Annotated in this window: 28 protein-coding genes and 1 rRNA gene; 23 read left to right on the forward strand and 6 right to left on the reverse strand. The window is 23.3% G+C overall.

The window, feature by feature from the left end; all coding sequences use genetic code 11:
- The first annotated feature begins 1 nt into the window (after position 1).
- The 6 genes from AC5SL8_RS00840 (at position 2) to AC5SL8_RS00865 (ending at position 5,731) form a co-directional block, all read left to right on the forward strand.
- The gene (locus AC5SL8_RS00840; RefSeq protein WP_494580120.1) at positions 2 to 961 is read left to right on the forward strand and encodes a GDP-mannose 4,6-dehydratase; all 960 of its coding nucleotides are present in this window, start codon (positions 2 to 4) and stop codon (positions 959 to 961) included.
- Complete coding sequence (locus AC5SL8_RS00845; protein WP_494580121.1) at positions 945 to 1,595, forward strand: class I SAM-dependent methyltransferase; 651 nt, start codon at positions 945 to 947, stop codon at positions 1,593 to 1,595. The genes AC5SL8_RS00840 and AC5SL8_RS00845 overlap by 17 nt, the downstream gene beginning before the upstream one ends.
- Positions 1,595 to 2,503, forward strand: a complete 909-nt coding sequence (locus tag AC5SL8_RS00850; protein WP_494580122.1) for an NAD-dependent epimerase/dehydratase family protein — start codon at positions 1,595 to 1,597, stop codon at positions 2,501 to 2,503. The genes AC5SL8_RS00845 and AC5SL8_RS00850 overlap by 1 nt, the downstream gene beginning before the upstream one ends.
- Positions 2,500 to 3,381 (forward strand): NAD-dependent epimerase/dehydratase family protein, encoded by an 882-nt coding sequence (locus AC5SL8_RS00855; RefSeq protein ID WP_494580123.1) that lies wholly within the window; start codon positions 2,500 to 2,502, stop codon positions 3,379 to 3,381. Before AC5SL8_RS00850 ends, AC5SL8_RS00855 begins: the two co-directional genes overlap by 4 nt.
- Positions 3,382 to 3,451: 70 nt before the next feature.
- Positions 3,452 to 4,591 (forward strand): glycosyltransferase, encoded by a 1,140-nt coding sequence (locus AC5SL8_RS00860; RefSeq protein WP_494580124.1) that lies wholly within the window; start codon positions 3,452 to 3,454, stop codon positions 4,589 to 4,591.
- Positions 4,592 to 4,771: 180 nt separating this feature from the next.
- Entirely contained in the window at positions 4,772 to 5,731 is a 960-nt protein-coding gene (locus AC5SL8_RS00865) for an NAD-dependent epimerase/dehydratase family protein (RefSeq protein WP_494580125.1), read from the forward strand.
- An 81-nt stretch (positions 5,732 to 5,812) separates the two neighbouring features.
- Here AC5SL8_RS00865 and AC5SL8_RS00870 read toward each other — a convergent pair whose 3' ends face one another.
- From AC5SL8_RS00870 to AC5SL8_RS00885, 4 genes are all read right to left on the reverse strand, one after another.
- On the reverse strand, positions 5,813 to 6,331 hold the full coding sequence (locus AC5SL8_RS00870; protein WP_494580126.1) for a glycosyltransferase: 519 nt from the start codon (positions 6,329 to 6,331) through the stop codon (positions 5,813 to 5,815).
- A 10-nt stretch (positions 6,332 to 6,341) separates the two neighbouring features.
- Positions 6,342 to 7,532: a CmcI family methyltransferase gene (locus AC5SL8_RS00875; protein ID WP_494580127.1), complete on the reverse strand. Its 1,191-nt coding sequence runs from the start codon at positions 7,530 to 7,532 to the stop codon at positions 6,342 to 6,344.
- Between the two features lie 92 nt (positions 7,533 to 7,624).
- The gene (locus AC5SL8_RS00880; RefSeq protein ID WP_494580128.1) at positions 7,625 to 9,463 is read right to left on the reverse strand and encodes a hypothetical protein; all 1,839 of its coding nucleotides are present in this window, start codon (positions 9,461 to 9,463) and stop codon (positions 7,625 to 7,627) included.
- On the reverse strand, positions 9,450 to 10,367 hold the full coding sequence (locus AC5SL8_RS00885; RefSeq protein WP_494580129.1) for a class I SAM-dependent methyltransferase: 918 nt from the start codon (positions 10,365 to 10,367) through the stop codon (positions 9,450 to 9,452). Before AC5SL8_RS00885 ends, AC5SL8_RS00880 begins: the two co-directional genes overlap by 14 nt.
- Positions 10,368 to 10,489: 122 nt before the next feature.
- On the opposite strand from AC5SL8_RS00885, the gene AC5SL8_RS00890 reads away from it, so the two are divergent.
- From AC5SL8_RS00890 to AC5SL8_RS00915, 6 genes are read left to right on the forward strand one after another with little or no spacing between them, the layout of a single operon-like run.
- Positions 10,490 to 11,461, forward strand: coding sequence for a GDP-L-fucose synthase family protein (locus AC5SL8_RS00890; protein WP_494580130.1), 972 nt, complete (start codon positions 10,490 to 10,492; stop codon positions 11,459 to 11,461).
- A 7-nt stretch (positions 11,462 to 11,468) separates the two neighbouring features.
- Complete coding sequence (locus AC5SL8_RS00895; RefSeq protein ID WP_494580131.1) at positions 11,469 to 12,389, forward strand: glycosyltransferase; 921 nt, start codon at positions 11,469 to 11,471, stop codon at positions 12,387 to 12,389.
- A complete protein-coding gene (locus AC5SL8_RS00900) occupies positions 12,390 to 12,935 on the forward strand; it encodes a glycosyltransferase family protein (protein WP_494580132.1) in 546 nt (181 codons plus the stop codon).
- 11 nt (positions 12,936 to 12,946) lie between these two features.
- Positions 12,947 to 13,462 carry a glycosyltransferase gene (locus AC5SL8_RS00905; protein WP_494580786.1) on the forward strand — a complete coding sequence of 172 codons (516 nt, stop codon included), beginning with the start codon at positions 12,947 to 12,949 and terminating at the stop codon, positions 13,460 to 13,462.
- Positions 13,463 to 13,470: 8 nt separating this feature from the next.
- Positions 13,471 to 14,205 carry a glycosyltransferase family 2 protein gene (locus AC5SL8_RS00910; RefSeq protein WP_494580133.1) on the forward strand — a complete coding sequence of 245 codons (735 nt, stop codon included), beginning with the start codon at positions 13,471 to 13,473 and terminating at the stop codon, positions 14,203 to 14,205.
- Positions 14,202 to 15,098: a glycosyltransferase gene (locus tag AC5SL8_RS00915; RefSeq protein ID WP_494580134.1), complete on the forward strand. Its 897-nt coding sequence runs from the start codon at positions 14,202 to 14,204 to the stop codon at positions 15,096 to 15,098. Before AC5SL8_RS00910 ends, AC5SL8_RS00915 begins: the two co-directional genes overlap by 4 nt.
- Here AC5SL8_RS00915 and AC5SL8_RS00920 read toward each other — a convergent pair.
- On the reverse strand, positions 15,092 to 16,393 hold the full coding sequence (locus AC5SL8_RS00920; protein ID WP_494580135.1) for a hypothetical protein: 1,302 nt from the start codon (positions 16,391 to 16,393) through the stop codon (positions 15,092 to 15,094). The two genes, AC5SL8_RS00915 and AC5SL8_RS00920, sit on opposite strands and share 7 nt — an antisense overlap.
- A 5-nt stretch (positions 16,394 to 16,398) precedes the next feature.
- On the opposite strand from AC5SL8_RS00920, the gene AC5SL8_RS00925 reads away from it, so the two are divergent.
- From AC5SL8_RS00925 to AC5SL8_RS00940, 4 genes are read left to right on the forward strand one after another with little or no spacing between them, the layout of a single operon-like run.
- Entirely contained in the window at positions 16,399 to 17,172 is a 774-nt protein-coding gene (locus tag AC5SL8_RS00925; RefSeq protein WP_494580136.1) for a glycosyltransferase family 2 protein, read from the forward strand.
- A 1-nt stretch (position 17,173) separates the two neighbouring features.
- Entirely contained in the window at positions 17,174 to 17,842 is a 669-nt protein-coding gene (locus AC5SL8_RS00930) for a glycosyltransferase (protein WP_494580137.1), read from the forward strand.
- Positions 17,839 to 18,894, forward strand: a complete 1,056-nt coding sequence (gene gmd, locus AC5SL8_RS00935; protein ID WP_494580138.1) for a GDP-mannose 4,6-dehydratase — start codon at positions 17,839 to 17,841, stop codon at positions 18,892 to 18,894. Before AC5SL8_RS00930 ends, gmd begins: the two co-directional genes overlap by 4 nt.
- A 3-nt stretch (positions 18,895 to 18,897) precedes the next feature.
- Positions 18,898 to 19,920 carry an MraY family glycosyltransferase gene (locus AC5SL8_RS00940; protein ID WP_494580139.1) on the forward strand — a complete coding sequence of 341 codons (1,023 nt, stop codon included), beginning with the start codon at positions 18,898 to 18,900 and terminating at the stop codon, positions 19,918 to 19,920.
- On the opposite strand, the gene AC5SL8_RS00945 is transcribed toward AC5SL8_RS00940, so the two are convergent.
- Positions 19,917 to 21,179: an O-antigen ligase family protein gene (locus AC5SL8_RS00945; protein WP_494580140.1), complete on the reverse strand. Its 1,263-nt coding sequence runs from the start codon at positions 21,177 to 21,179 to the stop codon at positions 19,917 to 19,919. The genes AC5SL8_RS00940 and AC5SL8_RS00945 overlap by 4 nt on opposite strands.
- 197 nt (positions 21,180 to 21,376) lie before the next feature.
- Here AC5SL8_RS00945 and AC5SL8_RS00950 point away from each other — a divergent pair, with 197 nt between their 5' ends.
- From AC5SL8_RS00950 to AC5SL8_RS00980, 7 genes are all read left to right on the forward strand, one after another.
- Positions 21,377 to 22,546, forward strand: a complete 1,170-nt coding sequence (locus AC5SL8_RS00950; protein WP_494580787.1) for a DegT/DnrJ/EryC1/StrS family aminotransferase — start codon at positions 21,377 to 21,379, stop codon at positions 22,544 to 22,546.
- A 41-nt stretch (positions 22,547 to 22,587) separates the two neighbouring features.
- Positions 22,588 to 24,252 (forward strand): DUF8201 family protein, encoded by a 1,665-nt coding sequence (locus tag AC5SL8_RS00955; RefSeq protein WP_494580141.1) that lies wholly within the window; start codon positions 22,588 to 22,590, stop codon positions 24,250 to 24,252.
- 29 nt (positions 24,253 to 24,281) lie between these two features.
- Positions 24,282 to 25,163, forward strand: a complete 882-nt coding sequence (locus AC5SL8_RS00960) for an NAD-dependent epimerase/dehydratase family protein (RefSeq protein WP_494580142.1) — start codon at positions 24,282 to 24,284, stop codon at positions 25,161 to 25,163.
- Between the two features lie 53 nt (positions 25,164 to 25,216).
- Positions 25,217 to 25,331, forward strand: a 5S ribosomal RNA gene (rrf, locus tag AC5SL8_RS00965).
- Between the two features lie 11 nt (positions 25,332 to 25,342).
- A complete protein-coding gene (ykgO, locus tag AC5SL8_RS00970) occupies positions 25,343 to 25,468 on the forward strand; it encodes a type B 50S ribosomal protein L36 (protein WP_006997331.1) in 126 nt (41 codons plus the stop codon).
- Between the two features lie 5 nt (positions 25,469 to 25,473).
- Positions 25,474 to 25,584 (forward strand): aa3-type cytochrome c oxidase subunit IV, encoded by a 111-nt coding sequence (locus AC5SL8_RS00975; RefSeq protein WP_018413861.1) that lies wholly within the window; start codon positions 25,474 to 25,476, stop codon positions 25,582 to 25,584.
- 9 nt (positions 25,585 to 25,593) lie between these two features.
- On the forward strand, positions 25,594 to 26,682 hold the full coding sequence (locus AC5SL8_RS00980) for a Re/Si-specific NAD(P)(+) transhydrogenase subunit alpha (protein ID WP_494580143.1): 1,089 nt from the start codon (positions 25,594 to 25,596) through the stop codon (positions 26,680 to 26,682).
- Position 26,683 lies beyond the last annotated feature (1 nt).

The following is a 26,683-nucleotide window of genomic DNA, read 5'->3' on the forward strand; positions in this document are numbered from 1 at the left end:
TATGAAAATAAAAAAAACTGCAATTATCTTTGGAATTAGTGGACAAGATGGAGCTTATTTATCTCATTTTTTGCTAAAAAAGGGATACAAAGTTTTTGGTACTACTAGAAATAACTCTTCTGACAATTTGTATAGATTAAAAAGATTAAAAATAGAAGGAAGTATTACATTGTATAAGGGTGAGGCAACTGATTTAAATTTTTGTAAAAAAATACTTAATTCAAAAATTAGTGAAATTTATTACCTAGCTGGAGATTCATCAGTAGTTGGGTCGTTTACTAACCCTATAAGCTCATTAAAAAGTAATGCACTAGGTTTATTAAATATTTTAGAAATTATAAAAAATAAAAACCTTAAGACAAAATTATTTAATGCAGGATCTGGACAATTTTATGGGGATAATAAAAACAATAAATATAATTTAAATTCAAAAATTAATCCACAAAGTCCATATGGTATATCCAAAGCTACTGGCTACTGGCTAGTGAAAGTTTTTAGAGAAAATTATGATATTTTTTGTTGTACAGGAATTTTATTTAATCATGAATCAAGTTTAAGATCAGATGAATTTGTAACAAAAAAAATTATTAATATTTCAAAAAAAATAAAAAAAAATAACAGATTGAAGCTTAAGCTAGGGAATATAAATATTTATAGAGATTGGGGATGGGCACCAGAATATGTCGAGGGGTTTTGGCTTATGCTTCAGCAGAAATCACCTTCAGATTTAATCTTAGGAACCGGGAAAGTTCACAGTGTAAAGGAATTTGTTAATGAAGTTTTCAAATTACTAAATATAAAAAAAAAACACCTAAATACTAATGTAAAAAAATTTAAAAGAAAGCTAGATATTCGTGGATACAAAGCAGACATAAGTGAAACCAAAAAAAAAATTAAATGGCAACCAAAAACAAATTTTAAAAAAATAATTTATAAAATGGTTAATGATGAATTATTTTAGTTTGATATTTTCAAATAATAGTGTTTTAAGAAATCTACAAATTCAAGCATTTAAAAATGTTAATTTAAATGGAGTTTGTTTAGAGTTTGGTGCTAGTCATAAATTAAATAGAAACTTTTTGAAAGAAAGTTCAAAAAAGTATAAAACTTTTTACTCCAATATTGATAAAAAAAATAAAAAATTTTTGTTTTTAGATTTAGAAAAAAAAATAAATCATAAAAGAAAATATGATAATATAATCATATTTAATGTTTTAGAACATCTAAGAAATATTAATCAACCTTTAAATAATATTTATTTTATGTTGAAAAAAAATGGTAAAATTTATGGATCAACTCCATTCTTATATAGAATTCATGGCGCACCCAAGGACTACAACAGGTACACTAAGGATTTAATTAAAAAAGAACTGCAAAAAAAAAATTTTAAAAATATCAAGATAAAAGAACTCGGTATGGGTCCATTTTTGGCTAGTTTTTCATTATTAAGAGGATACTTAAAATTTTTACCTATAATTTATCATATTCTAATTACCCTAATGATTTTACTAGATAAAATTTTATTTTTTTTTATGAAACAAGATCCAATAATAATATATCCAATTGGATATGTGTTTTCTGGAGTTAAGAAATAATGAGTAAAGAAATTTTAGTTACTGGTGGCACAGGTCTAATTGGAAGTTATTTAAAAAAAATACTTCCAGAAGCAGAATATGTTGGATCAAAAGACTATAATTTACTTAAAGAAAATCAAGTTCAGACAATGTTTAAAGAAATTAAACCCAATATTGTGATTCATCTTGCTGCATTAGTAGGTGGAGTTCACCATAACATTGAGGAACCTGTAAAATATTTTGAAGAAAATATAATTATGAATACTTTTGTTTTAAAAGAAAGTTTCAAAAACAATGTCTCAAGATTCACTGGTTTATTAAGTTCATGTATTTATCCAGATAATATAAAAAAATATCCTATCGATGAGGATAAGCTTATTCAAGGTGCACCTCACGAAGATTTATTCTCCTATTCTTATGCAAAAAGATGTCTAGCAATACAAATAGATATGTATAATAAAAAATTTAATACTAACTATAATTATTTAATTCCCTGTAATTTGTATGGCGAATTTGACAAATTTGATCCTGTTAAAGGGCATTTTGTAGGTGCATTAATTGACAAAATTATAGAAGCGAAAAAAAATAAAAAAAATTCAATAACATTATTTGGAGATGGAACTCCTTTAAGACAGTTTATGCATGCTAAAGATGTTGCTTTACTTATTAAAGAGATGATAATTAAAAATAAGTTTTATAACATGAACATTGCTACAACAGAAAACTATACAGTAGATAAAATTGCGAAAATTGCTCTTAAAGCATGTGGCGCTGAAAGTATTCAAATTAATTATGACAAAAGTAAACCTAATGGACAGATGAGGAAAGATATAGATATTTCAAAATTAAAAAAAAATTTTCCAGATTTTAAACCAATAGCACTATCTGAGGGTATTAAAGACATATATGAAAAGAGATTTAAAAAATGAGTAAAACTTTGTTATTTGGTGGTAGTGGGTTTTTTGGACCAGTAATTCTCTCAAAAGACTCAAGAATTATTTCAGTCGGAAGAACAAAGCCACCAAAAGAATGTTTAAATAAACATATTCAAATGAATAGTTTGGACGAGCTATCTAAATTAGATAATGTTGAATTTGACAAAGTAATTTTTTTAATAGGAAGTTCAAATCATCATGAAATAAATAAAGTAACAGATATGGGTATTGATTTAAATGTTTATCCGCTTAATAAAGCTCTATCATACTTTTCAAAGAGAAATTTAAAAAAATTTATTTGTTTTACAACAATCTTATTATATGACCAAAAATTTTTTAGTATTCCAGTAAACGAAGATCAAAAAATTAATCCTTATATAAACAAATACGTTTTTAGCAAATATCTTTCCGAGCAAGTTGTAAATTTTTTTTCTACTTCAGTTCCATCGATAATAATTAGATTGAGTAACATCTATGGTTATACAAGACTTAAAAGACCAGATTTGATTCCAACAATTATGCAGGATATTTTTGAAAAAAAAGAAGCTACTATTTGGTCAGATAAACCAAAGAGAGATTTTATTTTTACAGAGGACGCAGCTGATGCTGTTTTAAAAATAATTGATACTGATTATGAAGGAGTAGTTAATTTAGGATCCGGAAAAATGACATCATTGAAAAAAATTTGTGAAATAACTCAAAACCTTTCTGGGAAAAAAATAATATCAAAAAATCAAGAGGTATCTGGTCCTATGGAATTTAATACTGACATAAGTAAAATTTCAAAAATAACAGGCTGGAAACCTAAATTTGATATTTCTCAAGGATTAGAGAAAACTTTTAAGATTATGAAAAATTATTATAATGAATAATAGTTGATCAATTTGATAAAAATTTTTTGTATTACTGTTTTTTTACACAAATATAAAAAAAGATTTATTTATGAAAATATTTTACTGGTCTCCGTTTTTATCTAATATTGCAACCATAGATGCAGTTGTAAATTCGATAAAATCTATAAAAAAATTTGATAAGAAAAAAAAAATTCAGCCTTACATAATTGATGCTACAGGAGAATGGATAGAAAAATCAGATAAGACAAAAAATTTAAATGTGATTAGTCTTGATAAAAAAAAATATTACAACTCTTTACCAAAAGGTGGATATGTTAAAAGTAGATTATCACAAATATTAATTTTTTTATTAAGTTTTAATAAATTAAGAAAATTATTAAAGCATGAAAAACCAGAGTACTTAATAGCTCACCTTATAATTTCATTACCTCTTCTTTTATTTAATATTTTTGATTTTAAAACAAAGTTAATTATAAGAATATCTGGTACACCAAAAATGAATTTTTTAAGAAAATTTTTTTGGTCAAAATTTTCAAAAAAAGTTAAAATTGTAACTTGTCCAACAAAAACTACATACGATAATTTAAAAAGGTTAAAGATTTTTCCTGAAGAAAAACTCAAAATTCTTTATGATCCCGTAATATCAATAAAACACATTCTTATTAATAAAAATGAAACTATTGAAAAGTCATTGTCTAAGGATACTTATATTTTGAGTATAGGCAGACTAACTAGACAGAAGAATTTTTCTCTTTTAATAAAATTTTATAATGAGATAAATAAAAAATACCCGGATATTAAACTTGTTATATTAGGAGAAGGAGAAGAAAGAACAAATCTTGAAGCTCAAATAAAAAAATATCAATTAGAGGAAAAAATTTTTTTATTAGGTTTTAAAAAAAATGTATTTAGTTATATAAATCAATGTCAATGTTTTGTCTCATCCTCATTATATGAAGATCCAGGTTTTGCTATAGTTGAGGCAGGTTGTTTAAATAAGATAATTTTTGCAGCAGACTCAAAAACTGGCCCTTCAGAAATATTAAATGAGTCCAAGCGAGGATATTTATTTGAAAATGATAATTATAAAAGTCTGGTAAATAATTTTTATGATTATAAAAATTCAAGCAAAGAAATAGTTTATAAAAAAAAGATAGAAATAAAAAAATATTGTAAAAATTTTACTTTTTTTTCTCATTATACAAAGTTAATAAAAATTATAAGTTAATTTGAATAGTAAAAAAATGAAATTCTAATTTTATTTATATCAAAACCAGTAGTTTGATATTTTTTTGAAAGGGTTGATAATATAGGCAATCCAACGTAGCCTAGTCTGATTACTGCAATTTTAAGGATTAAATTTTTTATATTTTTTTTATAAAATTATTGATATATCAGTATTTCATTTATGCAAATTTTAATTACTGGTGCCGCAGGATTTATTGGGTTCAATTTAGCTAATTTTTTATTAAATAAGTCTAATCATAAAATCACAGGTATTGATAACTTAAATGATTATTACTCTATTGATCTTAAAAAAAAAAGAATATCTATATTAAAAAAATCTAAAAGATTTAATTTTCTAAGAGTTAATATAAATGAAAAAAAAGTTGTTGAAGAAATGTTTAAAAAAAAAAAATTTGATATTGTTTTTAATCTAGCAGCTCAAGCTGGCGTAAGATATTCAATAGATAATCCGACAGCTTTTGTGGAGAGTAATATATTAGGCTTTTACAATATTTTAGATGCATCAATAAAATTTAAAGTTAAAAAACTTCTATATGCTTCATCTAGTTCCGTATATGGAGATTCGAAAAAATTTCCTTTAAAAGAAGGTCAAAAAATAGACCCAAAAAATGTATATGGATTATCAAAAAAAGTTAATGAAGAAATAAGTCAAGTTACATCGCTTTATAACGATATACAGTTGATTGGACTGAGGTTCTTTACAGTTTATGGCGAGTGGGGAAGACCCGATATGTTTATGATGAAATATCTAAAATCTTCATTTTATAAAAATCATAAATTTTATCTAAATAATTTTGGAAAACATGTCAGAGACTGGACATATGTAAAAGATGTATGTCAAATATTAAATTTATTAATTAAAATTAGATCTAAAAAGAGGCATGTAATTTATAATATCTGTTCTAACAAACCTGTAAAGTTAATGTCAATAATTAGCAAGATTGATTTATTAACAAAAAAGAAACCAAAAATAACTAAAAGAAATTTACAAAAGGGAGATATTTACAAAACACATGGAAGTAACTTTTTGATTAAAAAAATTACAAAATTTAAAAAATTTACCAGTATAGACACAGGACTTAGAAATACAGTTAACTGGTATATCAAAAATAAGATATAACTTTAATAGACTTAGATTTTAAGAACCCATCAGTAAAAAACTTATTCTAAATATTTTTGGTCAAGTCCAATAAATAAAATTTTAATTTAATCTTTTTAGAATTGAATTAAATTTTTTTGTAATTTTTTGATACAAAAATCTTTTTAAATTTTTTGAACAGATAATTTCTTTTTTTAAGTATTTATTTCTATTTAAATAAAAATCATCCAGTAGTTTTGATAGTTTATCTGAGTCTTTAATAGGAAAAAAAGTTCCTGCTTTACCATTCAATAATATTTCTTTAGGACCTGATTTAAAATTTGATGAAATAATGGGAATTCTATAGCTAGCTGCTTCCACATAAGTATTTGGAAAACCTTCATACAAAGATGAACCAACATATAAATCTGCATTTAAATAAATTTCATTTTTATCAAAAATATTTCGAACTAATTTCACATTTTCTAAATTATTTTTTCTTATGTAGTCTTTCAAATAGAGATAATCTTTGCCATAACCAAAGAGAGTTACTTCAAATTTTTCTTTAAAATTCGATTTCTTTATAGCTTTTAATATTGTGATTTGATTTTTCTGTTCAACAAATCTTCCTACATTTATCAATTTAATTTTATCAAAATTTTTTTTTTCTCTTTTTTTTCAAATTAAAAAAACTTGGATTGTATAAAGATAAAACTTTTCTATTAACAAATTTTTCTAAATCATTAGCTGACTCTTTACTATTAGAAATTATCAAATTAGCTTTTTTGTAATAAATCTTAACTAAAAATTTTATAATAATCTTTTTGAATAAATCTCTAAAGTTAATGTAATTTGAAAGCTCTGATAAATGATTTCTCTCAAAAACTATAATTTTTAAGTTTTCCAAACCCTTTAAAAAAAATAATGATAAGACATTCGCAAAATACTGGTTTGATATAAAAATTTTCCTATCAAAGTTTTGATCTTTTTTAATTATCTGTTTTATTTTCCTAAAAGAATAAATTGTTCTTGATGAGTTTAATTTTCTGTACTTTATTTTTTTTGATATTTTATTTGTTAACTTTGGCGAATTAATACTTATAAAATCAATATCAAAATGATTTTTATCTAAACCATTAATAAGTCTTGAAATTGAGAGATCTGCTCCGCCTACCCCTGAGTAAGGGTGAAAAAAATATATTTTTATTTTATTTTTCAAATAAAATTTTTTTTTTGTTAAACGTAATAGATTTTTTATGGAAAAGGATCTGCCCCTTTTTTCTCTCATTGGATTTAGAGTATCATTAGTTTTCTTTTTGAGTAAAGCAAAGCCTGATGAAATAAAAGAATACTCTAAATCAAAATTAGATGTGTTATCAGAATAAATATCTAAAATAACATTAAATGTTTCTTTATTGTTTATTTCACACCAAAAATTGTCTCGATAACTATTTTTTAAGTAAGGTAACCATGAAATGTCATCAATAAAAAAATATCCACCTTTTTTTAAAAGATCATAATAATTATAAATTATATTTTTTACGTGATTTGCTTCATGTTGGCTGTCTAAAAGAATTACATCAAATTCATTATCGATTTTGCTTTTAATTAATTCAAAATTATCATCTCTTGAGTGGATAAACTTCCAGGTATTTGAGTTTATAAGATTACTATAATTATCTAAGTCTACAGAAAATACCTTTCCATTGTTTTTTTCAGCTAAACTAACAAACAGTTTAGTTGAGATACCTTCTCGGACACCAAACTCTAGAATTTTAACATTATTTATGTTTTTAATTTTATCATATAAATAAGTGTTTAGTTTATGATTATTGTCACTCATATAATTAAGATATTATTTTAATTTGATGTTAGTTTATAGTTTTTTATCTTAGAATGTAAATAACAGCTTTTAATAGATAAATAAAACCATTTTTAACATTTGGAATTATTATTCAATTTTGAGTAAGCAATTATTTTTTTATTTGAAATTTTTTTACACTCCAAAATATCTTCAATAAAAAAATTGTCTGAAAACTTATTTCTGTGAAGGAAAATAACATTTGGTTGAAATTCTTCGTTAATTTTTCTTTTTTCAAATTTTCTTTTTAGTCTTTCTATTTCATTTTTAGGAATTGCTATAGATTGTACATTTAGAGGACTCGTATTATTTATAATCTTTGTCTCCTCTTTACTAAAATCTTTTGAATTTTTATAGGTTTGAAGTTTACTCGCAGAGTATCTTCCCCAAAAAAATAATTTAGTATTATGATTTGTTATACGCCATGTAGAAAGTTGATTTTCAAAAAACTTTGAAAAATTTGGATAATCTAATTTTAAAAATTTGAAGCTGTCGATTAGATCATTTTCAATCATTAAGTGAGTTTTTGACACAAGTTGACCACTTAAAGGTTTTATTTCATTTACATCATTTAAAATTGCCCAGACCATTAATCTTGAGTCAAATGTAAGTAAACTAACATTTTTATTAGTTTTAATTAAATCTGTTATGTTTTTAAATCCTGTTCTGTATGAAACGTAATCGTTATCTGAATTTTTTTTATTAAATGTATTAAATAAATGAAAATTATAAAAAAATATAATTAAAAAAATACCTAAATAATTTATTAAATTAAAGTTTGATTTTAATACGATTTTTTCTTTTAAAAATGAAAAACAAAAAATTAACAAATATAAAAAAGTGCAGATTACTATTGAATTTATAAAATGATAATTAATTCCGTTTTTATTAGAAATTAAAATAAAAACAAAAGGAGCTAATAAAGAAGATAAAAATAAGATATATAGAATTTTAATTTTTTGGTAATTAATCATTTTAAATTTACTAGAATAGATATTTAATAGAGATATTATTGTTATTAATAAGATAACATTTAGACTAAACAATTTTGAGATAAGATATTTTAATAAAATTATCTTTTTTTCAAATGTAAAATTAGTTACAAACAGCCTCTCCATATAATCTGGCTCAGCAGAAAAAACAAAGTAAACAAAAGGCATCATTAAGATGCCAAAAAAAAATATAAATAAAAAATATAAATTTAAATTTTTAAGACTAATAATTTCTGATAATTTCAACTTATAAAATACGAAAATAGTAAAAGCTAAAATTTCTATCATAAAGAAATAATAAAATGAGGATAATGAAAAGGATAAAATTAAAGCTAAATAAATCATGTTTTTTTTGGTAAATATTTTTTCTTCATCAATAATTAAAAAATAAAGAATAAATAAATAGAAAAAGATATTAGAAACTAATGGTCGAGGAAACCTTAGGCCATATATCTCATCCAGAGCAATCATGTAGGGTAGAGAATCAATCTGCAAAAAATTTATTATCGTGGGGATACAGAATATAAAAATGGCAATCAAAATACTTGAAGAATTTGAAAATTGTAATTTTTTAAAAATTTTAAAAAAAATTAATATAAATAAAAATATACAAATAAATTCAAGAAATAAAAATGAATAACCCCCAAAAATATTAAACATAATAGCGGGAAGCACAGCAGCATAAAATGGGGTTGGAATGTTTTTAAGATTAGCAACATTATTATCAAAAGATTTATTAAAATTTAAATTAGATAACGCTTCTGGATATATATAATAAAAATAACCATCATTAGGAAAGTCAAAAATTATTTTTATTGATATATCATCTTTAAAAAAATAGTATGAGAATAACCATTTAAAAATGAACACAAAAATAGTACACACTAAAATATAATTTAAATTTTTTTTATTTTGAATCATTTATTCGCTTGTTCTTTTTTGCAAAATAAATATTTAAATCAAATAAATTTACATTAATATTGATTTTTTGTAGAAATTTTATTTTATTAATGAATTTAAATAAAAATTTTAATTTTGGAAAAATTAATTGTAACTTATTAAGAAGATAATAAAAGCTTACTATTCTTGAATCATTTTTAATTTTAATTATTTTTAAATTGTTTTCTAAACAAATTTTTTTTAATGTTCTATTTGAAAAATAAAACAAGTGCATGGGTAGTATCCAATGATAGTTTTTTCCTGTAATCCTGGCATATAATGAGTCCATATTGTATGTGGTAAAAATTAATAACCCATCTGGTTTTAAAATTTTTTCAATTGTTTCTAGCATTTTAAAAGGATTTGAAAAATGCTCAATTACATCTGCCATTATTATTATATCATATTTGAGTTGTCTCTCTGAATGTTCTTCGATAGTTTCATTAAATATTTCTAAATTATAATTTTTTTTGGAATACTCAGTTCCATGCTTTGAAAGCTCTAGACCAGAATAATTTTTTACGTTTGGTTTAATAATATTACCAAAAACACCATAGTATGAACCTACTTCGAGAACTGATTGATTTTTGTTAAAATTATAAGAAATTTTTTTATATAGGCTTGAGAAATATTTCTCTCTCTGAGGAATTTCATTTATATAGATATCATCTACAACATTGTTATATTTATCTTCAATCTTTTTGTTAGGTAAAACAGCTGCTAATTCGGAAAATTTTAGATCACATTTATCACACTTAAATATTTTTGGTTTTGAATAGGAATTAGTAGTGCAATCAAAGTTAATGTCATTAAAGTTATAATTTGATCCATAGTCGTATAATAGTGTAACATTTCCTCTACATTTGATGTTTAAGCAGTTTTTCATTACCTAGACTTATACCAAACATTCTAAATTTAACCATACCTACCAGAAATTATTGATAATTTAATTAGAAATTTAAAAATATTTTATTATAAATATGCATTAAGATTACTTTATTACCAAATATGAAAAATCAACTTAAAAAATTAAAAATTTTTATAGCAGGTCATAATGGCATGGTTGGAACTGCCTTAAAAAATTATTTAATTAGTAATAATGTTGAAAAAATTATTACTGCTTCTAGAAAAGATCTTGATTTGCAAGTAGAGAAGGATGTAGAAAAATTCATTAAAAAAAACAAACCTGACATAATTATTAACTGCGCAGGTAAAGTTGGTGGAATTTTAGCCAACTCAACTTATCCAACAGAATTTTTATATGAAAATATTTATATACAAACAAATTTAATAAAATCTGCTTATAAGAATAAGGTTAAACATTTTATAAATTTAGGAAGCTCGTGTATCTATCCGGGTAATTCTAAACAACCAATAAAAGAAAAATATTTACTATCTAGTGATTTAGAAAAAACTAATGAAGCATATGCTTTAGCTAAAATAGTTGGATTAAAAGCATGCCAATTTTATAATGAACAATATAACACAGATTATTTTACACTAATGCCATGCAATTTATATGGACCTAATGATAATTTTGATTCAAAAAATAGCCATTTTATTCCTGCTTTAATTAAAAAGTTTATAAATGCAAAGAATAAAAAAAATAATTTAGTAGAAGTGTGGGGATCCGGAAAGCCAAAAAGAGAAATAATGCATGTAGATGACTTAGCATTAGCTATATTTTTTATTTTAGATAAAAAAGTTAGAAAAGATAGAAATTTAAAAGAACTTTTAAAAAAAAATTGTGTAATTAATGTGGGATCTGGTCAAGAGCTCACTATCAAGAAATTCGCAGAACTTATTTCAAAGTTAACATCAGGAAAATTTAAATTAAAGTTTAATAAAAGATATCCCGATGGTACAAAGAGAAAGATACTTGACAACACAATACTAAAAAAATTTGGATGGAAACCAAAAATATCTCTTAAAGACGGTTTAAAAAATACAATCAAGTGGTACGTGGAAAACTCTAAATAAATATAAATTGATAAAAATTAAAAATAAACTTGGTAAAACAAGAATATATTCAAAAAAGTTCATACAAAAAATTATTCCAGAAGAAAAATTTATTACAAGTAAACTTAAATTAAAAAAAAATCGACCAGTTGCTTTTGGTGGCCTTAGATTTAAAAATTTATTTAAAAATAGTATTAAAAAAAAACCATTAATTTCGATAGTTATGCCAAACTTTAAAGGTTTGAGCATTGAGAAAGCAATAAGGTCAATATTGAAACAAAATTATGAAAATTTGGAGTTAATTGTTATCGATGGTAACTCAGGAGAGGATACATTAAAAATACTAAAATCTTATAATAAAGATATTGATATTTGGATAAGTGAAAAAGATAAAGGAATGTGGGATGCTTGGAATAAAGGTTTTAAGTTAGCAAATGGAGATTATGTCGGCATTGTAGATTCCTCCAATATACTTTACCCAAATGCAATTAAAATTTTAATTAGATATATTAATAAATTTCCATCACATGACTTCATTTGCGGAGCTGTAAAAAAAGATAACAAAATTTATGCTGGATTTAGACCTAATGACATTAAGAAACAATTTAACATTATTCCTTCATCAATAGTTGGTTTTTATATAAAATTAGAATCATTGAAAAAAGTGGGTTTATTAAACATAAAATACAAATATTCTTCAGATTATGATTTCTTATATAGGGTAATTGTAAAGAATAGGATGAGAGGAGTACATACAAAAGCTCATGAAATTTTTGGAGATTTAGGTGATAGTGGTATTTCATCAAAAAGTAATTTTTTAATAAAAATAATTAATGAAATAAAAATTAGGTTTAATAATGGTCAGAATATATTTGAGCTAATATATATTTTCTTAGGAAGGTCAATTATGAAAATATTTAGAAATGCATTCGTAAAAAAAAATTTATAAATGAAAAACTTAATAATTTTTATACCATCTATTGAAAATGCGGGTGTAGAAAAAAATTTATTTATCTTGTCTAATTATTTTTCAAAACATATAAATAATACTTATCTTGTTACAGCAAATAATAATTATAAAAAAAAATTTAATAAAAAAATTAAGATAGTATGTCCAAAATCTAGATTTTTTAATAATCAATCAAGAGCAATAAAATCTATTTGTTGTTTTTTTTTGATATTAAATTTGTTTAAACGTAAAAAATTTGTACTTTTTTCTTTTCAGCAAAACTTATTTGCATTAATAATATCAAAAATTTTCAGTGTAGATCTCATTATAAGATTAAATACTTCTCCAAATAAATATATTAGCAATTATTTTCAAAAAATAATTTTTCAAACAATTTATAAATTAGCAAATGAGATCATAGTAAATAGTAAAGATTTTAAAAAAAATTTAAAAAAAAAATTAAATGTAAAATCTAGTTATATTTACAACCCAATTATTACAAATAAAAAATTTAAAAAAAAAGAAAAAAAATTAATAAGTATTTAAAAATTTTAAACATAGGTAGATTAACACATCAAAAAGATCAAATGACATTATTGAGGTCATTAAAATTATTAAAGGAAAATAATATTAGGTTTAAAGCAAGTATAATTGGTGGTGGTTATAATTATGATAATTTAAAAGAATATATTAAAACACACCAACTTCAAAAAGAAATTAAATTATTGGGATACAAAAAAAATGCTCATAAATTTATGAATAAAGCAAACCTTTTTGTATTATCATCGAAATATGAAGGTTTACCAAATGTATTAATTGAAGCACAAAAATATAATTTACCAATAATTTCTACAAATTGCCCAACGGGCCCCAAAGAAATTTTATTAAATGGAAAGTTGGGTGAATTGTATCCAGTTTCAGACCATAAAAAACTTTTTTATAAGATTAAAAATTTTTATTTAAATCAAAAATATTTAATTAGAAAATCTAATCTTTCACAAAAATATTTATATAGATTTAATACAAAAACAAATTGTATTAAATATTTAAGAATAATTAAAAAATATATTTAATTAAATAAATGAAAAAGAAAATAAGCATTATCACAGTTACAAAAAATTCTGAAAAATATTTAGAAAAAAATATTTTGAGTGTTCATAAACAAAAATACAAAAACTATGAACATATAATAATAGATGGAAAATCTACAGATAAAACAATTGATATAATTAATAAACATAAAAAAAAAATTAAATATTTTATAAGTGAAAAAGATAAGGGCTTATACGATGCAATGAATAAAGGTATAAAAAAAAGTAATGGGGATATTATAGGAATATTAAATTCAGATGATATTTACTATAAAAAAACTTTAGAAATTGTGAATAAATATTTTAATAAATATAAAAAATTAGATTTTTTATTTGGAAGTGTACACAAGCATAAACTTTTACATGGCTATTATCCAAAAAAAATTAAATGGACATTTGGATTTTATTCAACACATTCAATTGGTTTTTTTATTAAAAAAGAAGCTCACAAAAAAGTAGGCTTTTATAATATTAAATATAAATATTCAGCTGATTATGATTTGTTTTATCGCCTTATAGTGAAAAAAAAGATGAACGGAATGGCAACAAGAAAAAGTGAAGTTTTTGGAAAATTTAGAAGAGGGGGCTTATCTTCAAGAATAAGATATATTGATTTTTTAAAAGAATGTTCTCAGATTAGATTAGATAATAAACAAAATTTTTTTTTAGTTTATTTAATTTTTTTTGCAAGATTAATCAAAAATTTTAGAAAAATATTATTATGAAAATTGCTATTTGTATTTGTTTTAGTAAAAAAAATGAGATTTATCACCACAAGATAATAAATAATCTTAATATAATTAAAATTCCTAAAGAATGTAACTTATCATTTTATTTAGTAGTAAACAATAATCCTACTAAATTGATCGATTTAATAAAAAAGATAATAACAAATAAAAAAATTAATATATTTATTTTAAATTCAGTTAAAAAAGATATTCCAAACACAAGAAATATATTCTTATTAAAAATTAAAAATAAAAATTTGGATTATGTAGGATTTTTAGACGATGATTGTAAAATTAATAGAAATTGGGTATTTTTAATGACTAATTTTATCACTAAATACAAATGTGATATTGTCGGCGGTCCTCAATATCATAAAGTTACAAATCTTAAATATAAGAAATTATATAATATATTAGAGCCCCCCAACACAAATAAACAAAATATTAGATGGGTAGCCACAAATAACTGTTTTTTTAAGAAGAAAATTTTAGATAAGACTAATTTACTATTTAATCAATATTTAAAAAATATAGGTGGTAGTGATCAACTTTTTTTTAGAAAATTAAAAAAAAAAGGGTTTTCTATCATGTGGAATTCTAAGGCTTCAATAGAAGAATATCTCCAAGTTGATAGAGAAAATTATATCTGGTTCTTAAAAAGAAATTTTAGGTATGGTTATTCGGGCTTAATTATTGATAAAAACATTTATGGAAAAAAAATCGGTTATTTGATGAATATATCTAAGATAATTCTTTTATTTTTTTTAAGCTTAATAAATTTATTTCTTATCTTTAGGGAATATAATCTTATAAGGTCCCTATTTTATTTTGTGAAAGGTAGTGGGAGACTTGTATCTATGTTTGGATATAAAATTAATAAATATCAATAAATAATATTCAAAGCTAAATAGTAAGTTGTAAAATAAAATATTATCCAGTTAATACTTGGAATTATAGATTTCACAATTCTCTTTTTATCATAAAAAGACAAAAGTAAGATAAAGAACATTGGCTCAAAATATTTTTGAAAAATAAAAAAGCCTGTAGAAAATGATATAAGTAAAAGTAATGATAAAAAATAATTATCAATATTATTTCCACTATAATAAAAGATCGAGTAAATCCCAAAATAAGCAGACACGAAAAAAATATAATTATTATCTAAAATAATATTAGAAATCTTATAAATGATACCACCACCAATATTACCCTCATAATAAAAATAATTATATAGTATAAAAAATACCAAAGTAATAATTAAAATAGTACTTTTTTTTTTAAATATTTCTAAAAATAACAATCTATAATTTATGGGGTTATTGTAAAAATATTGAAAAATAAATGGTATTAAATAAAAAAAAATTATTGTTGAACATATAAATATCGAAGATGGAAAGTTTGTTATATTTAAAGTATTCAACCCAAATAATAATTTCGGATTTTTAATAAAAAAAAATAATCCAGGAAGACCAATTGTTAATAAAAAAATTATTATCTTAATTGGAGGTATTGTTTTTTTTTTTAAGATTATAAGTAAAAAAAAAGGAAATAAAAAAACATAAAATTGTTTTACATAAGCTGCTAAAGCTAAAAAAAACAAACTACAGTAAATATAACTATTATTTTTAAAATTTAATTTTTTAAGCTTAAGAATAAAATAAATACTAAAAAGCAAAAAAAATAAGGCAGTTATATGGGGATTTCCCCATATTGCAGAATACTGAAAACCCGGTAGAATATAAATTATTGATGCTAGTGTTAATAATTTTTCCTTATTAATGTTTTCGTATTTTATAATTAAACATTTGTAAAATAAAAGAGGCAAAAATAAAGATATTATAAAAAATACCGATAAGTAAATTTTTAAATTAGAGCTAATAATTGGTATTTGTGAGACAATTAAATGATGAAGTGGATAATTTAAAAGTTTAAAATCAACACCTAGTTCATACAAAAAAAGATTATTTATATCTTTTTTTAATAATTGAATATACTGCCAGTGAGTTTTTAAGTCACTTACAGCACCGCCATTTTTTGTAAATATATTGAATTCACTTAAGTATTCATTTATTCCAGTATTAGAAGGTATTACTGATAAATTAATATTTAAATAAAAACTTATAATAGCTGAACTTATTGCAACTATGCTAAGAGTATACGCAACAAATTTATTATTATGAATCATATTTTATGTCTATAAGAAGTCGAATTAGTATAATCATACCTTATTATAGAAAAAAAAAATATTTTCAAGAAACAATAAAATCAATACTAAATCAAACATATAAAAATTATGAAGTTATTGTCATTTATGACGACACTTCTTTAGATGAATTAGAGTTTGTTATAAGTAATTTAAATAAAATAAAAAATAAAAAACTAATAATAAATAATAAAAACTATGGTGTGGGTTTTTCTAGAAATAGAGGTATATTGCAAGCAAGAGGAACCTATATAGCATTTTGTGATGCAGATGACGTTTGGAAAAAAAATAAATTATATTCACAATTAAAATTTATGTTCAAAAATAATTTAGAAATTTCATATACAAATTATTTTATCATAAATGAAAGGTCTAAGATTATCGGAAAATTTAAATCTTTAAAAAAACTTAATTATAAAGATCTTCTAAAAAGCTGTGATATTGGTTTATCTACAATTATTTTAAATAAAAAATTTTTTAATAAAAATAAATTTAGTGAATTAAAGACTAAAGAAGACTATCTTTTATGGTTAAAAATTGCCAAGAAGATAAAATTTATTTATGGCTTAAATCAGTATCTTTCATCATGGAGAGAAAATAATAACTCATTATCATCATCATCAATACAAAAGCTGTTGGATGCTTATAGATTGTATAGATTGCACCTTAATTATAGTTTTATTTTTTCTATATTATTTACTTTAAGGTTAGCTCTTTATGCTATAATTAAAAAAATTAAAATTTTATTAAACAATAATTAAAATGAATGATTTAACACTTGTCATACCCGCTAAGTTTGAAGTTAGTACTTTGCCAGTAGTTTTAAAAGAACTTGAAAAGTATAATGTTAAAAAGACCATTATAATACCTAAATATGACAAAGAAACACAAGAGGCTATTAAAAATTTTGACTGTAATATAGTGGAACAAAAAAGTGAAGGTTTTGGAAGCGCACTTATTGAGGGAATAGAAACAGTAAAAACTAAATATCTTTGTATATTCAATGCTGATGGATCATTTGATCCTAAATATTTGAATGAGATGATAAGTCTTTTGGAAAATCAAAATGATTTTGTATTTAATACTAGATATGAAGATAATGGTGGAAGTGATGATGATACATTATTAACTTATATAGGTAATAAATTTTTTACAACTTTATGCAAAATATTATTTAATTTAAATATATCTGACGTACTTTTTACATATGTAATGGGCAAAACAGAGGCGTTTAATCACTTAAAGCTAAAAAATAAAGATTTTACATTTTGTATTGAATTACCAGTAAAAGCCAAATTCCACAAATTTAGATCTATAGCTCTACCATCATATGAAAGATCACGAATAAGTGGTAAAAAAAAAGTAAATGAATTTAAAGATGGTTTTTTAATACTAATTTCTATATTTAAGTTCATTATAACAAAAAAATGAAAAAAAAAGTTGCATTAATCACTGGTATTACCGGTCAGGATGGATCTTATTTAGCAGAACTATTATTAAGCAAAAATTATATTGTTCACGGTATAATTCGTAAATCATCTACATTTAACACCAAAAGAATTGACCACATTTATGTTGATCGGCATAATAAGACAAACTTTTTTTTACATTATGGAGATCTGACAGATAGTAACAGTATCTATAATATCATACATAAAGTAAAACCTAATGAAGTATATAATTTAGGAGCACAAAGCCATGTTGGGGTTTCGTTCGAAAACCCAGAATTTACATCTGAAGTATCAGGAATAGGAACTCTTAGAATATTAGAGGCAATAAGATTTTTAAAAATGAAAAATGTAAAATTTTATCAAGCAAGCACTTCAGAACTTTATGGCGAAACATATGGAAAATCTATTTTCAATGAAAAATCAAAATTTCATCCTAAATCACCATACGGTGTTGCAAAATTATATGCATATTGGATAACATCAGTCTATAGAGAATCTTATGGGATCTTTGCATGTAATGGAATTTTATTTAATCATGAAAGTCCACGCAGGGGAGAGACATTTGTAACAAGAAAAATAACAAGATTTTTAACAAGAAAAAAACATGGGTCTAAAGAAACTCTATATTTAGGAAATTTAAACGCTAGAAGAGATTGGGGCCATGCAAAAGATTATACAGAAATGCAATGGAGAATAATGCAACAAAAAAAACCTAAAGACTATGTTATTGCAACTGGTCATGCCTATTCTGTTAAACAATTTGTAAATATAGCTGCCGATTATTTAGGAATGAAGATTCTTTGGAGTGGCAAGGGACTTAATGAAATTGGGTATACCTTTAATAAAAATAAAAAAGAAATCTTGATAAAAATTGATAAAAAATACTTTAGACCAAATGAAGTAGAGTATTTAAAAGGAGATGCTTCAAAAGCACTTAAAGATCTAAAATTTAAACCAAAATATTCTTTCAAGGCTTTAGTTGAAGATATGATTGATAGCGATTTGCTAGAGGCAAAAAAAGAATTAGAATAAGTAATGTTAGAACTGTATGTAATCTTTTTTACATTATTTTCAACTTTAACAATAAATTTTTTTCTTAAAAAAAAAAATTTATTATTAGATAAAAAATACTCTAGTCATAAATCTCTAGCGAATAATAATGAAGTGCCGTTGTCTGGAGGACTAATTTTCTTATTATCTTTATTAGTATTTTATAAAAATGAATTTTATCAATTTAAAATAATATTGCTGTCTATTTTTTTAACAGGAATACTTTCAGATATAAATTTTATATCTTCGCCAATTAAAAGAATTTTGATACAAACTTTTGTTATTTGTTTGTATTTATATCTTATACCAATATATATTTATTCAATTAGATTAGAGTTTTTTGATTACTATCTTCAAAATAGTTATGTTGGGTATTTTTTTACACTATTTTGTCTAGTGATACTAATAAATGGATCAAATTTTATGGATGGTCTTAATATATTAGTAGTTGGTTATTTTTTAACGGTTACATATATTATACTTCATCTATCTAACAATTTTAATTTAGAATTAGATTTTTACTTAGTGAAGATAATATTAGCTACATTACTAGTAATTCTCGTATTCAATTTTTTTGGACTGCTATTTTTAGGTGACAGTGGAGCGTATCTGATTTCATTTGTTATTGGCTACATAATGATTCATTTTGCATATGATAATAACCGAGTGGTTTCACCTTATTTTATTGCATGTATGTTGTGGTATCCAGCTTATGAAAACTTATTTTCTATTATTAGAAAAAAATTTAATAAAAATTCAGCTACCAATGCTGATACATTACACTTACATCAGCTTCTTTACATTTTTGTTAAAAACAAACTTTCCTATTCAAAGAAAATTATAAACACATTGACAGGTTTCATTGTGATTTTTTTTAATTTACCTATATTAATGATTGGTGTTAAAAATTTTAGTGATACAAAGATATTAATATTATTAATTATATCATCAATAATATTCTATAATTTTATTTATTATTATTTGAAAAATAAGAATAGAACTATCTAGTGTAATTTTTTATTAAAATTTAAATTAGCAACAGAAAAAATTATCCAGAATAGTGCACCATTAAATGTTGAAAACATCGCACCACCAGGCAATAATGGCGTAAAGAAAACAATTAAATATATTAAAGACGTGTAATGAAAAATATTGTTTGATAAATTTGCTTCAATTAAATTTCTTTTAAAAAAAATAAAAAATAAGTAGAGCAAAAATAAATAGCCAACCAAACCATGTTCAGATAATAATTCAAAATGTACTTGATGTGGATGTGTACTACATCTAGAATTAGAGAATTTGATATTTTTATTAAAATATTTTTTTTCATGACAGAAATTTCTAAAATTTTTACTACTTACTCCAGATAAAGGGAAATCTTTAAATATCTTTATAGCCACATCAAAGTGTGAAAAATATTTAATATTTTGAAATTTATCTAAAAAATTATTTGTATCTTTAGTTACCGATATTCGTTTAAATAATTCTAAATGTTTAATTCTAATGTTTTCACTAAAAAAAATAGAAGTTGATATTGATAAAATTAAAAAAATTAAGAAAGTTTTCTTATTTATTAAAAGTTTTGTTTTATCAATTAAAATTATAATAATGGAAAATATAATAAAAGATTTAATAAAATTAGATCTTTCTCCTGTTATAAAAATACTAAATGGCACAAAAAATAAAAACACATTAAAAAAAATTTTTGCTTTAAAACCTAAGTTTTTATTTAGAAAATATGTAGCTATAAGGAAGCCAAAACATAAAATTAGTCCTCCTACTACAAGCTCACCTTTAAAAAAACTAATAACTCTAGTTGCATCAGGACTTATGTTACCTAAGACATTGTGGCCAAAGACTTTTTCAAATAATATATCCAGTATAATAATGCTAATTATAACAAGCCAATTTTTTATGATATTATCTAAAATCTTCTTATCTTCAACCAACTGTTGGAAAGCATATGTTAAAAAAATGAATTTTATAAAACCAAATGATCTAATTAAGCCATCGTAGTTTGAATAATTAGTTAAGTGATGAAAAATTATGGAATTTATAATTAAATAAAAATAAAATATTAATAATAATCTAAAAAATTTATCTTTTAACCACGCCCAACTTTTGAACTCATAGCAATTATAAAGAAATAAAATATTTATAAGTATTATATTCAAATTAATTGAAGGATTTCCCAAAATAAATGAAATAGGAAAAAAAGAAAATAAAATGATGGTAGCTATATTAAACATCTGTTTTCCTGATTTCATAATTTAAAATGATAAATATATCTTTATACTATCTTATGTTATTTAATGTTTTGTTACATTATAATTGAAACTTATATATTATTAGCCTATTAAAATGAAATCCTTATGAAAAAAAAAATCAGATCCTCAATTCATTAATTGGTAAGCGTTATAAATATGATCTCTTAGAAAACGGATTTTCAAATGAGGATATTTCTATAGGTAAAAAAGTCCTGAACTCAAAAAGAATTACCATGGCATCTTATACAAGAAAATTTGAACTGGTTTTTGCAAGAAAGTTAGGAGCCAAATATGCATTAATGGTTAATTCAGGATCTTCTGCAAATCTACTTGCAACATTTGCCGCTGGAAATCCACTTAAAAAAAACCACTTAAATAGAGGAGATGAAGTGTTAATTCCGGCACTTTGTTGGTCAACGTCTATATGGCCATTAGTGCAATTTGGTCTTAAGCCGGTACTTGTGGATATAGATATCCAAACCCTCAACATAAACATTGAGGATTTAATAAAAAAAATTACAAAAAAAACTAAAGCAATTATGCTTATAAATGTTTTGGGAATTAGTTCTGATCTTTTTAAAATAAAAAAAATAGCCAATAAATACAAACTTATTATAATTGAAGATAACTGTGAATCATTGGGGTCAAGGTTAAAAAATAAATATTTAGGAACATTTGGAGATTATGGCTCATACTCTTTTTACTATTCTCATCAAATAACGTCTGGGGAAGGTGGAATGATTACTTGCAATAAAAAAGAAGATTACGATATTTTATTTGCACTTAGGTCACATGGCTGGCTAGGAGGAACAAGACATTATAAAAGAAGTCTCAAGTCATATAATCAATATGCCAAACAAAACCCACAACTCGATCCAAGATATATTTTTATTAATTCTGGTTTTAATTTAAGGCCAACTGATATCCAGGCGGCAATAGCCCATAATCAATTTAATAGATTAGATAAACTTAAAAAATTTAGGAATATAAATAGAAATTTATTAATAAATAAAATTACAAAATCTAAGAAATGGAACAATCAATTTCAATTTATTTCAATTCCTAAAGATATTGATCCAAGTTGGATGGGATTACCAATTTTATTATCTAATAGATTTAAGAATAAGAAGAAAAAATTTATGACCATATTGGATAAAATGGGAATTGAGACAAGACCAATAATTAGTGGTAATTTTGCAAATCAACCAGCAGCCAAATTGTATAATTTATGCAAAAAAAATGAAAAGTTTGAGAATTCTCAAAAAGTTCAAGACTTGGGTTTTTTAATTGGACTACACACAAGAAAAATATCAAAGAGCAATCTAAAATTAATTCATGACGCTTTCTTTATGATAGACCAAATTTAGAATTATTATGATTAACCAGATATAAGTAAAATTAAATATTAATGGAAAAATTACTTATTTTCTTTTTATTCTATTTTGCAATCATATTTTCAATAATTGGATATGGTAATATTTTCTCTCTAGTTTCTAATCGGTCGTATTCAATAGGTGAAAAAGGTTTAAATGGAATTCTATTTTTGATTATTATTTCATATATAACAAATTTTTTCTCTACACATTCATTTTATCACAATCTTATAGTTATAATTATCGGATTATTAGCATTTTCATTTCAATTAATAAAAAATTTTAAAAATAAAATTAAAGAATTTAAAATAGCCTTTATTATATTTTCAATATTATTTATTGGTTTATTGATGCATAAAAATCATGATGATTTCTTTTATTATCATTTTTCATATACTATTTCACTGATTGAATATAAAAAAATATTGGGTCTAGGATTATTAAACCATGGATTTAGAACTCCATCCTCAATATTTTATTTAAATTCTTTATTTTATTTGCCACACATCAAGTATTTTTTAATAAATAGTGGTGCAGTTTTTATAATGGGTTTTTCTAATTTAATTCTTATCGATAAAATTAGGTATCAATTAAAAATTAAAAAATATTCTTTTATTCTATTTTTATCAGTTTTATCTTTTGCCTATATAAATACTGCTTTTTATAGAATAGCAGAGCATGGCACAGATAGATCGGCATTAATTTTAATATTTTTATTAGTAATTACTTATATAGAAAGCCTTGGTATTCTTAAAAAAAAAATTAGTAATATTAATTTTACGATTTATTATGAAAAGATAATTGTATTACTTATATTAGTAATTTCTTTAAAAAGTTTTTACCTAATTTATTTTGTTTTATTTTTTTTGTGGTTATGTCAATTTAGGTATTTTATTTTTCACAAAAAGATAGCATTTACAATATTAAAAAATAGATACACATATATATTTATTTCAGGAATATCATTATCTATTTTCCATGTTTTTTTAAACACAGGTTGTTTAGTTTATCCAGCTAGTTTTACATGTTTTGATAATTTGCTCTGGAGCATCCCAATAGATCAGGTTGAACAAATGAAAAACTGGTATTCGCTTTGGTCAAAAGCAGGCGCTTCACCCAATTTTAGAGTTGATAATCCAGAGATATATTTATCCAATTTCAATTGGCTTCCAAGATGGTTTTCAACTTATTTTTTTACAAAAATAAGTGACACTATATTTGTGATTTTTTTAGTATCATTAATATGTTTGTTAATACTTAAAGGAAAAAAAAACGACAATAGCAATTCTTATGATAAGAATTTTACACCTTTATTTTTAATATTATTTTTCTTATTTTTAGAATGGTTTATAAATCATCCAACATTAAGATATGGAGGGTATACTCTTTTTGCTTTAGCATTTTTTATCCCAATAAGTATTTTCTTAGAAAAAAGATTGCACATTCATACAAAATTGATGAAACAAATTAATATTTTAATAATAATTGTATTAAGTGTTTTCATCGTTAAAAATATATCAAGATTACAATATGAAAATGATAAATATCAATACAATTTATTTACTAACCCATATTTTGCCATTGAGAAAAAAAACTTTCATTTTCAGGAAATTTTTTCAAAATTAAATTTTAATTATAGAGAAAAAAATAATAATTATTATTTAATATTAGATTATAATATTATTAAGAATATAAACTAGTATAATTAATTTTTAGATTATAATAAAAAATGAAAAAAATAATTGTAGTTACGGGTGGTGCTGGTTTTGTAGGTGCAAATCTAATTAAAATTTTAATTAAAAAAACAAATTTTAATATCATTAGTATTGATAATTATTCATCAGGTTATAAAAAAAATCATATTAAAAATAAAAAAATCAAATATATAAATTCTCATACAAAAAATATTTCTAAGATCTTAAAAAAAGAAAAAAATAAAATTGATGCTTTGTTTCATTTAGGTGAATTCTCAAGAATATATCAAAGCTTTCTAAAGATGGATCAATGTATGAATTCTAATGTTATAGGAACAAATGAAGTTTTTAATTTTTGTTTTAAAAATGATATAAAACTAATTTATTCTGCAACATCTGCTACAATTGGAAATAAAGGAGATGATAAAAATTTATCTCCTTATGCTTTTACCAAAGCAAGAAATTTAGAAATGCTAGAAAATTTAAAAAAATGGTTTAATTTTAAATTTGAAATAATTTATTTTTATAATGTTTATGGTCCACTTCAGATAAAACAAGGAAGCATGGCAACAGTGATTGGTATATTTGAAGATCAATATAAAAATAAAACTCCTCTAACAGTAGTTAAGCCAGGAACACAATCGAGAAGGTTTACTCATATTAGTGATACTGTTGATGTCTGCTATCAGGCTTGGAAAAAAAATAAATGCAGACACTACAGTATATCCAGCAAAGAGAGTTATACGATACTTGAAGTCGCAAAAATGTTTAATTTTCAATTTAAGCTACTTCCAGCTCGTAGAGGTGAAAGGTTTGCCTCTGCACTAACTAGTATGAATCTTTCAAACAAAGTATACAAAATATTTGGTAAGACTAGTCTTAAAAAATATATCAGCAATATAGTAAAAACTATTTAAAAATAATAGTATTTCACTGTTTACAATATTTTTTAATTAGGTATAACTCATCCGCCGGTGATTATTGCGAAGGGGTAATACCCGATCCCATTCCGAACTCGGAAGTCAAGCCCTTCAGCGCCAATGGTACTTTGTCTTAAGACACGGAAGAGTAGGACATTGCCGGCTAAAAAAAAATTATGAAAATTAAAAGCTCATTAAAATCACTAAAAAAAAGAGACCTTAACTCTAAATTAGTTAGAAGAAGAGGCAGAGTTTACATAATTAATAAAACAAATCCAAAATTTAAAGCAAGACAGAAGTAGTTTTTATGGACAACCAAGACCATAAAAATACCTGGAATAATTTCACAAAGTTTGTGTTGTGGGGAACTGTCGCTGTTATAGGCGTTTTAGTTTTAATGGCAATATTCTTGCTATAAAGTTCTCTTATGAAAATCGCTTCAGTTTTAGAAAATCAAAATATTGAGAAAAGAATTGCAATTACTCCTGAGATTGCAAAAAAATATTTAGCTCTTGGTTTTGAAATTTCTTTGACCACTAAGTATGGTGAACACCTAGGCTTTAAGGATAGTGAGTATGAAGAGCTGGGTGTTGAAATTTCTTCTAACGAAACAGAAATATTAAATAAAGCTAATATTATTATTCAGCTAGGCTTATTATCTGATGAAAAACTTTTAAATTTAAAAGAAAACCAAACACTCGTTGGAGTTTTAAATCCTTATGCAAATAAAGAAAAAATAGAAAATTTATCTAAAAAAAATATTAATGTTTTTTCTTTAGAAATGTTACCAAGAATCACTAGAGCTCAATCAATGGATATACTTTCATCTCAAGCTAACCTTGCTGGTTATAAAGCAGTAATAGAATCTTTTGCAAATTTTGAAAAAGCAATACCCATGATGATGACAGCAGCTGGTACTATTCCAGCAGCAAAAGTATTGGTAGTTGGGGCAGGAGTTGCAGGATTACAGGCTATAGCAACTGCAAAAAGAATGGGTGCTATCGTATTTGCAACAGATGTCAGGATGGCTTCAAAGGAACAAGTTGAAAGTTTAGGTGGAAAATTTTTAACAGTAGAAGGGTCTGAAAATCTTGAAACTGAAGGTGGCTATGCAAAAGAAGCTTCAGAGGAATTCAAAAAAAAACAAGAGGATTTATTGGCAGAAACTTTAAAAAAAATTGATATTGTAATATGCACAGCTTTAATCCCAGGAAAAAAAGCTCCATTAATTATTAAAGGTTCTATGATTGATAATATGCAATCAGGCTCTGTTATTTATGACTTAGCTGCGATTCAAGGTGGAAATTCAGAGTTTACTGAGGTTGATAAAATTGTAGTTAAAAAAGGAGTAAAGATTATGGGTGAAAAAAATATTTTAAACAAACTGCCTGTTTCAGCTTCAAACTTATATTCAAAAAACGTATTTAACTTTGTCTCAAACTTATATGATAAAGAAAATAAAAAGATTAGTATTAATTTAGAAGATGAAATAATTGAAAAAACTTTAATAAAATAGA

It is taken from the genome of Candidatus Pelagibacter sp. PS_41 (genome assembly GCF_059417725.1).

What these genes read in the sequence shown, in the direction of transcription:
- AC5SL8_RS00920 (WP_494580135.1), bottom strand. Translation starts at nt 16,393, where the DNA reads ATGATTCATAATAATAAATTTGTTGCGTATACTCTTAGCATAGTTGCA.
- AC5SL8_RS00850 (WP_494580122.1), top strand. Translation starts at nt 1,595, where the DNA reads ATGAGTAAAGAAATTTTAGTTACTGGTGGCACAGGTCTAATTGGAAGT.
- AC5SL8_RS00940 (WP_494580139.1), top strand. Translation starts at nt 18,898, where the DNA reads ATGTTAGAACTGTATGTAATCTTTTTTACATTATTTTCAACTTTAACA.
- AC5SL8_RS00910 (WP_494580133.1), top strand. Translation starts at nt 13,471, where the DNA reads ATGAAAAAGAAAATAAGCATTATCACAGTTACAAAAAATTCTGAAAAA.
- AC5SL8_RS00975 (WP_018413861.1), top strand. Translation starts at nt 25,474, where the DNA reads ATGGACAACCAAGACCATAAAAATACCTGGAATAATTTCACAAAGTTT.
- AC5SL8_RS00915 (WP_494580134.1), top strand. Translation starts at nt 14,202, where the DNA reads ATGAAAATTGCTATTTGTATTTGTTTTAGTAAAAAAAATGAGATTTAT.
- AC5SL8_RS00890 (WP_494580130.1), top strand. Translation starts at nt 10,490, where the DNA reads ATGAAAAATCAACTTAAAAAATTAAAAATTTTTATAGCAGGTCATAAT.
- AC5SL8_RS00925 (WP_494580136.1), top strand. Translation starts at nt 16,399, where the DNA reads ATGTCTATAAGAAGTCGAATTAGTATAATCATACCTTATTATAGAAAA.
- ykgO (WP_006997331.1), top strand. Translation starts at nt 25,343, where the DNA reads ATGAAAATTAAAAGCTCATTAAAATCACTAAAAAAAAGAGACCTTAAC.
- AC5SL8_RS00885 (WP_494580129.1), bottom strand. Translation starts at nt 10,367, where the DNA reads ATGAAAAACTGCTTAAACATCAAATGTAGAGGAAATGTTACACTATTA.
- AC5SL8_RS00960 (WP_494580142.1), top strand. Translation starts at nt 24,282, where the DNA reads ATGAAAAAAATAATTGTAGTTACGGGTGGTGCTGGTTTTGTAGGTGCA.
- AC5SL8_RS00855 (WP_494580123.1), top strand. Translation starts at nt 2,500, where the DNA reads ATGAGTAAAACTTTGTTATTTGGTGGTAGTGGGTTTTTTGGACCAGTA.
- AC5SL8_RS00945 (WP_494580140.1), bottom strand. Translation starts at nt 21,179, where the DNA reads ATGAAATCAGGAAAACAGATGTTTAATATAGCTACCATCATTTTATTT.
- AC5SL8_RS00930 (WP_494580137.1), top strand. Translation starts at nt 17,174, where the DNA reads ATGAATGATTTAACACTTGTCATACCCGCTAAGTTTGAAGTTAGTACT.
- gmd (WP_494580138.1), top strand. Translation starts at nt 17,839, where the DNA reads ATGAAAAAAAAAGTTGCATTAATCACTGGTATTACCGGTCAGGATGGA.
- AC5SL8_RS00875 (WP_494580127.1), bottom strand. Translation starts at nt 7,532, where the DNA reads ATGAGTGACAATAATCATAAACTAAACACTTATTTATATGATAAAATT.
- AC5SL8_RS00955 (WP_494580141.1), top strand. Translation starts at nt 22,588, where the DNA reads ATGGAAAAATTACTTATTTTCTTTTTATTCTATTTTGCAATCATATTT.
- AC5SL8_RS00900 (WP_494580132.1), top strand. Translation starts at nt 12,390, where the DNA reads ATGAAAAACTTAATAATTTTTATACCATCTATTGAAAATGCGGGTGTA.
- AC5SL8_RS00840 (WP_494580120.1), top strand. Translation starts at nt 2, where the DNA reads ATGAAAATAAAAAAAACTGCAATTATCTTTGGAATTAGTGGACAAGAT.
- AC5SL8_RS00880 (WP_494580128.1), bottom strand. Translation starts at nt 9,463, where the DNA reads ATGATTCAAAATAAAAAAAATTTAAATTATATTTTAGTGTGTACTATT.
- AC5SL8_RS00865 (WP_494580125.1), top strand. Translation starts at nt 4,772, where the DNA reads ATGCAAATTTTAATTACTGGTGCCGCAGGATTTATTGGGTTCAATTTA.
- AC5SL8_RS00860 (WP_494580124.1), top strand. Translation starts at nt 3,452, where the DNA reads ATGAAAATATTTTACTGGTCTCCGTTTTTATCTAATATTGCAACCATA.
- AC5SL8_RS00845 (WP_494580121.1), top strand. Translation starts at nt 945, where the DNA reads ATGATGAATTATTTTAGTTTGATATTTTCAAATAATAGTGTTTTAAGA.
- AC5SL8_RS00980 (WP_494580143.1), top strand. Translation starts at nt 25,594, where the DNA reads ATGAAAATCGCTTCAGTTTTAGAAAATCAAAATATTGAGAAAAGAATT.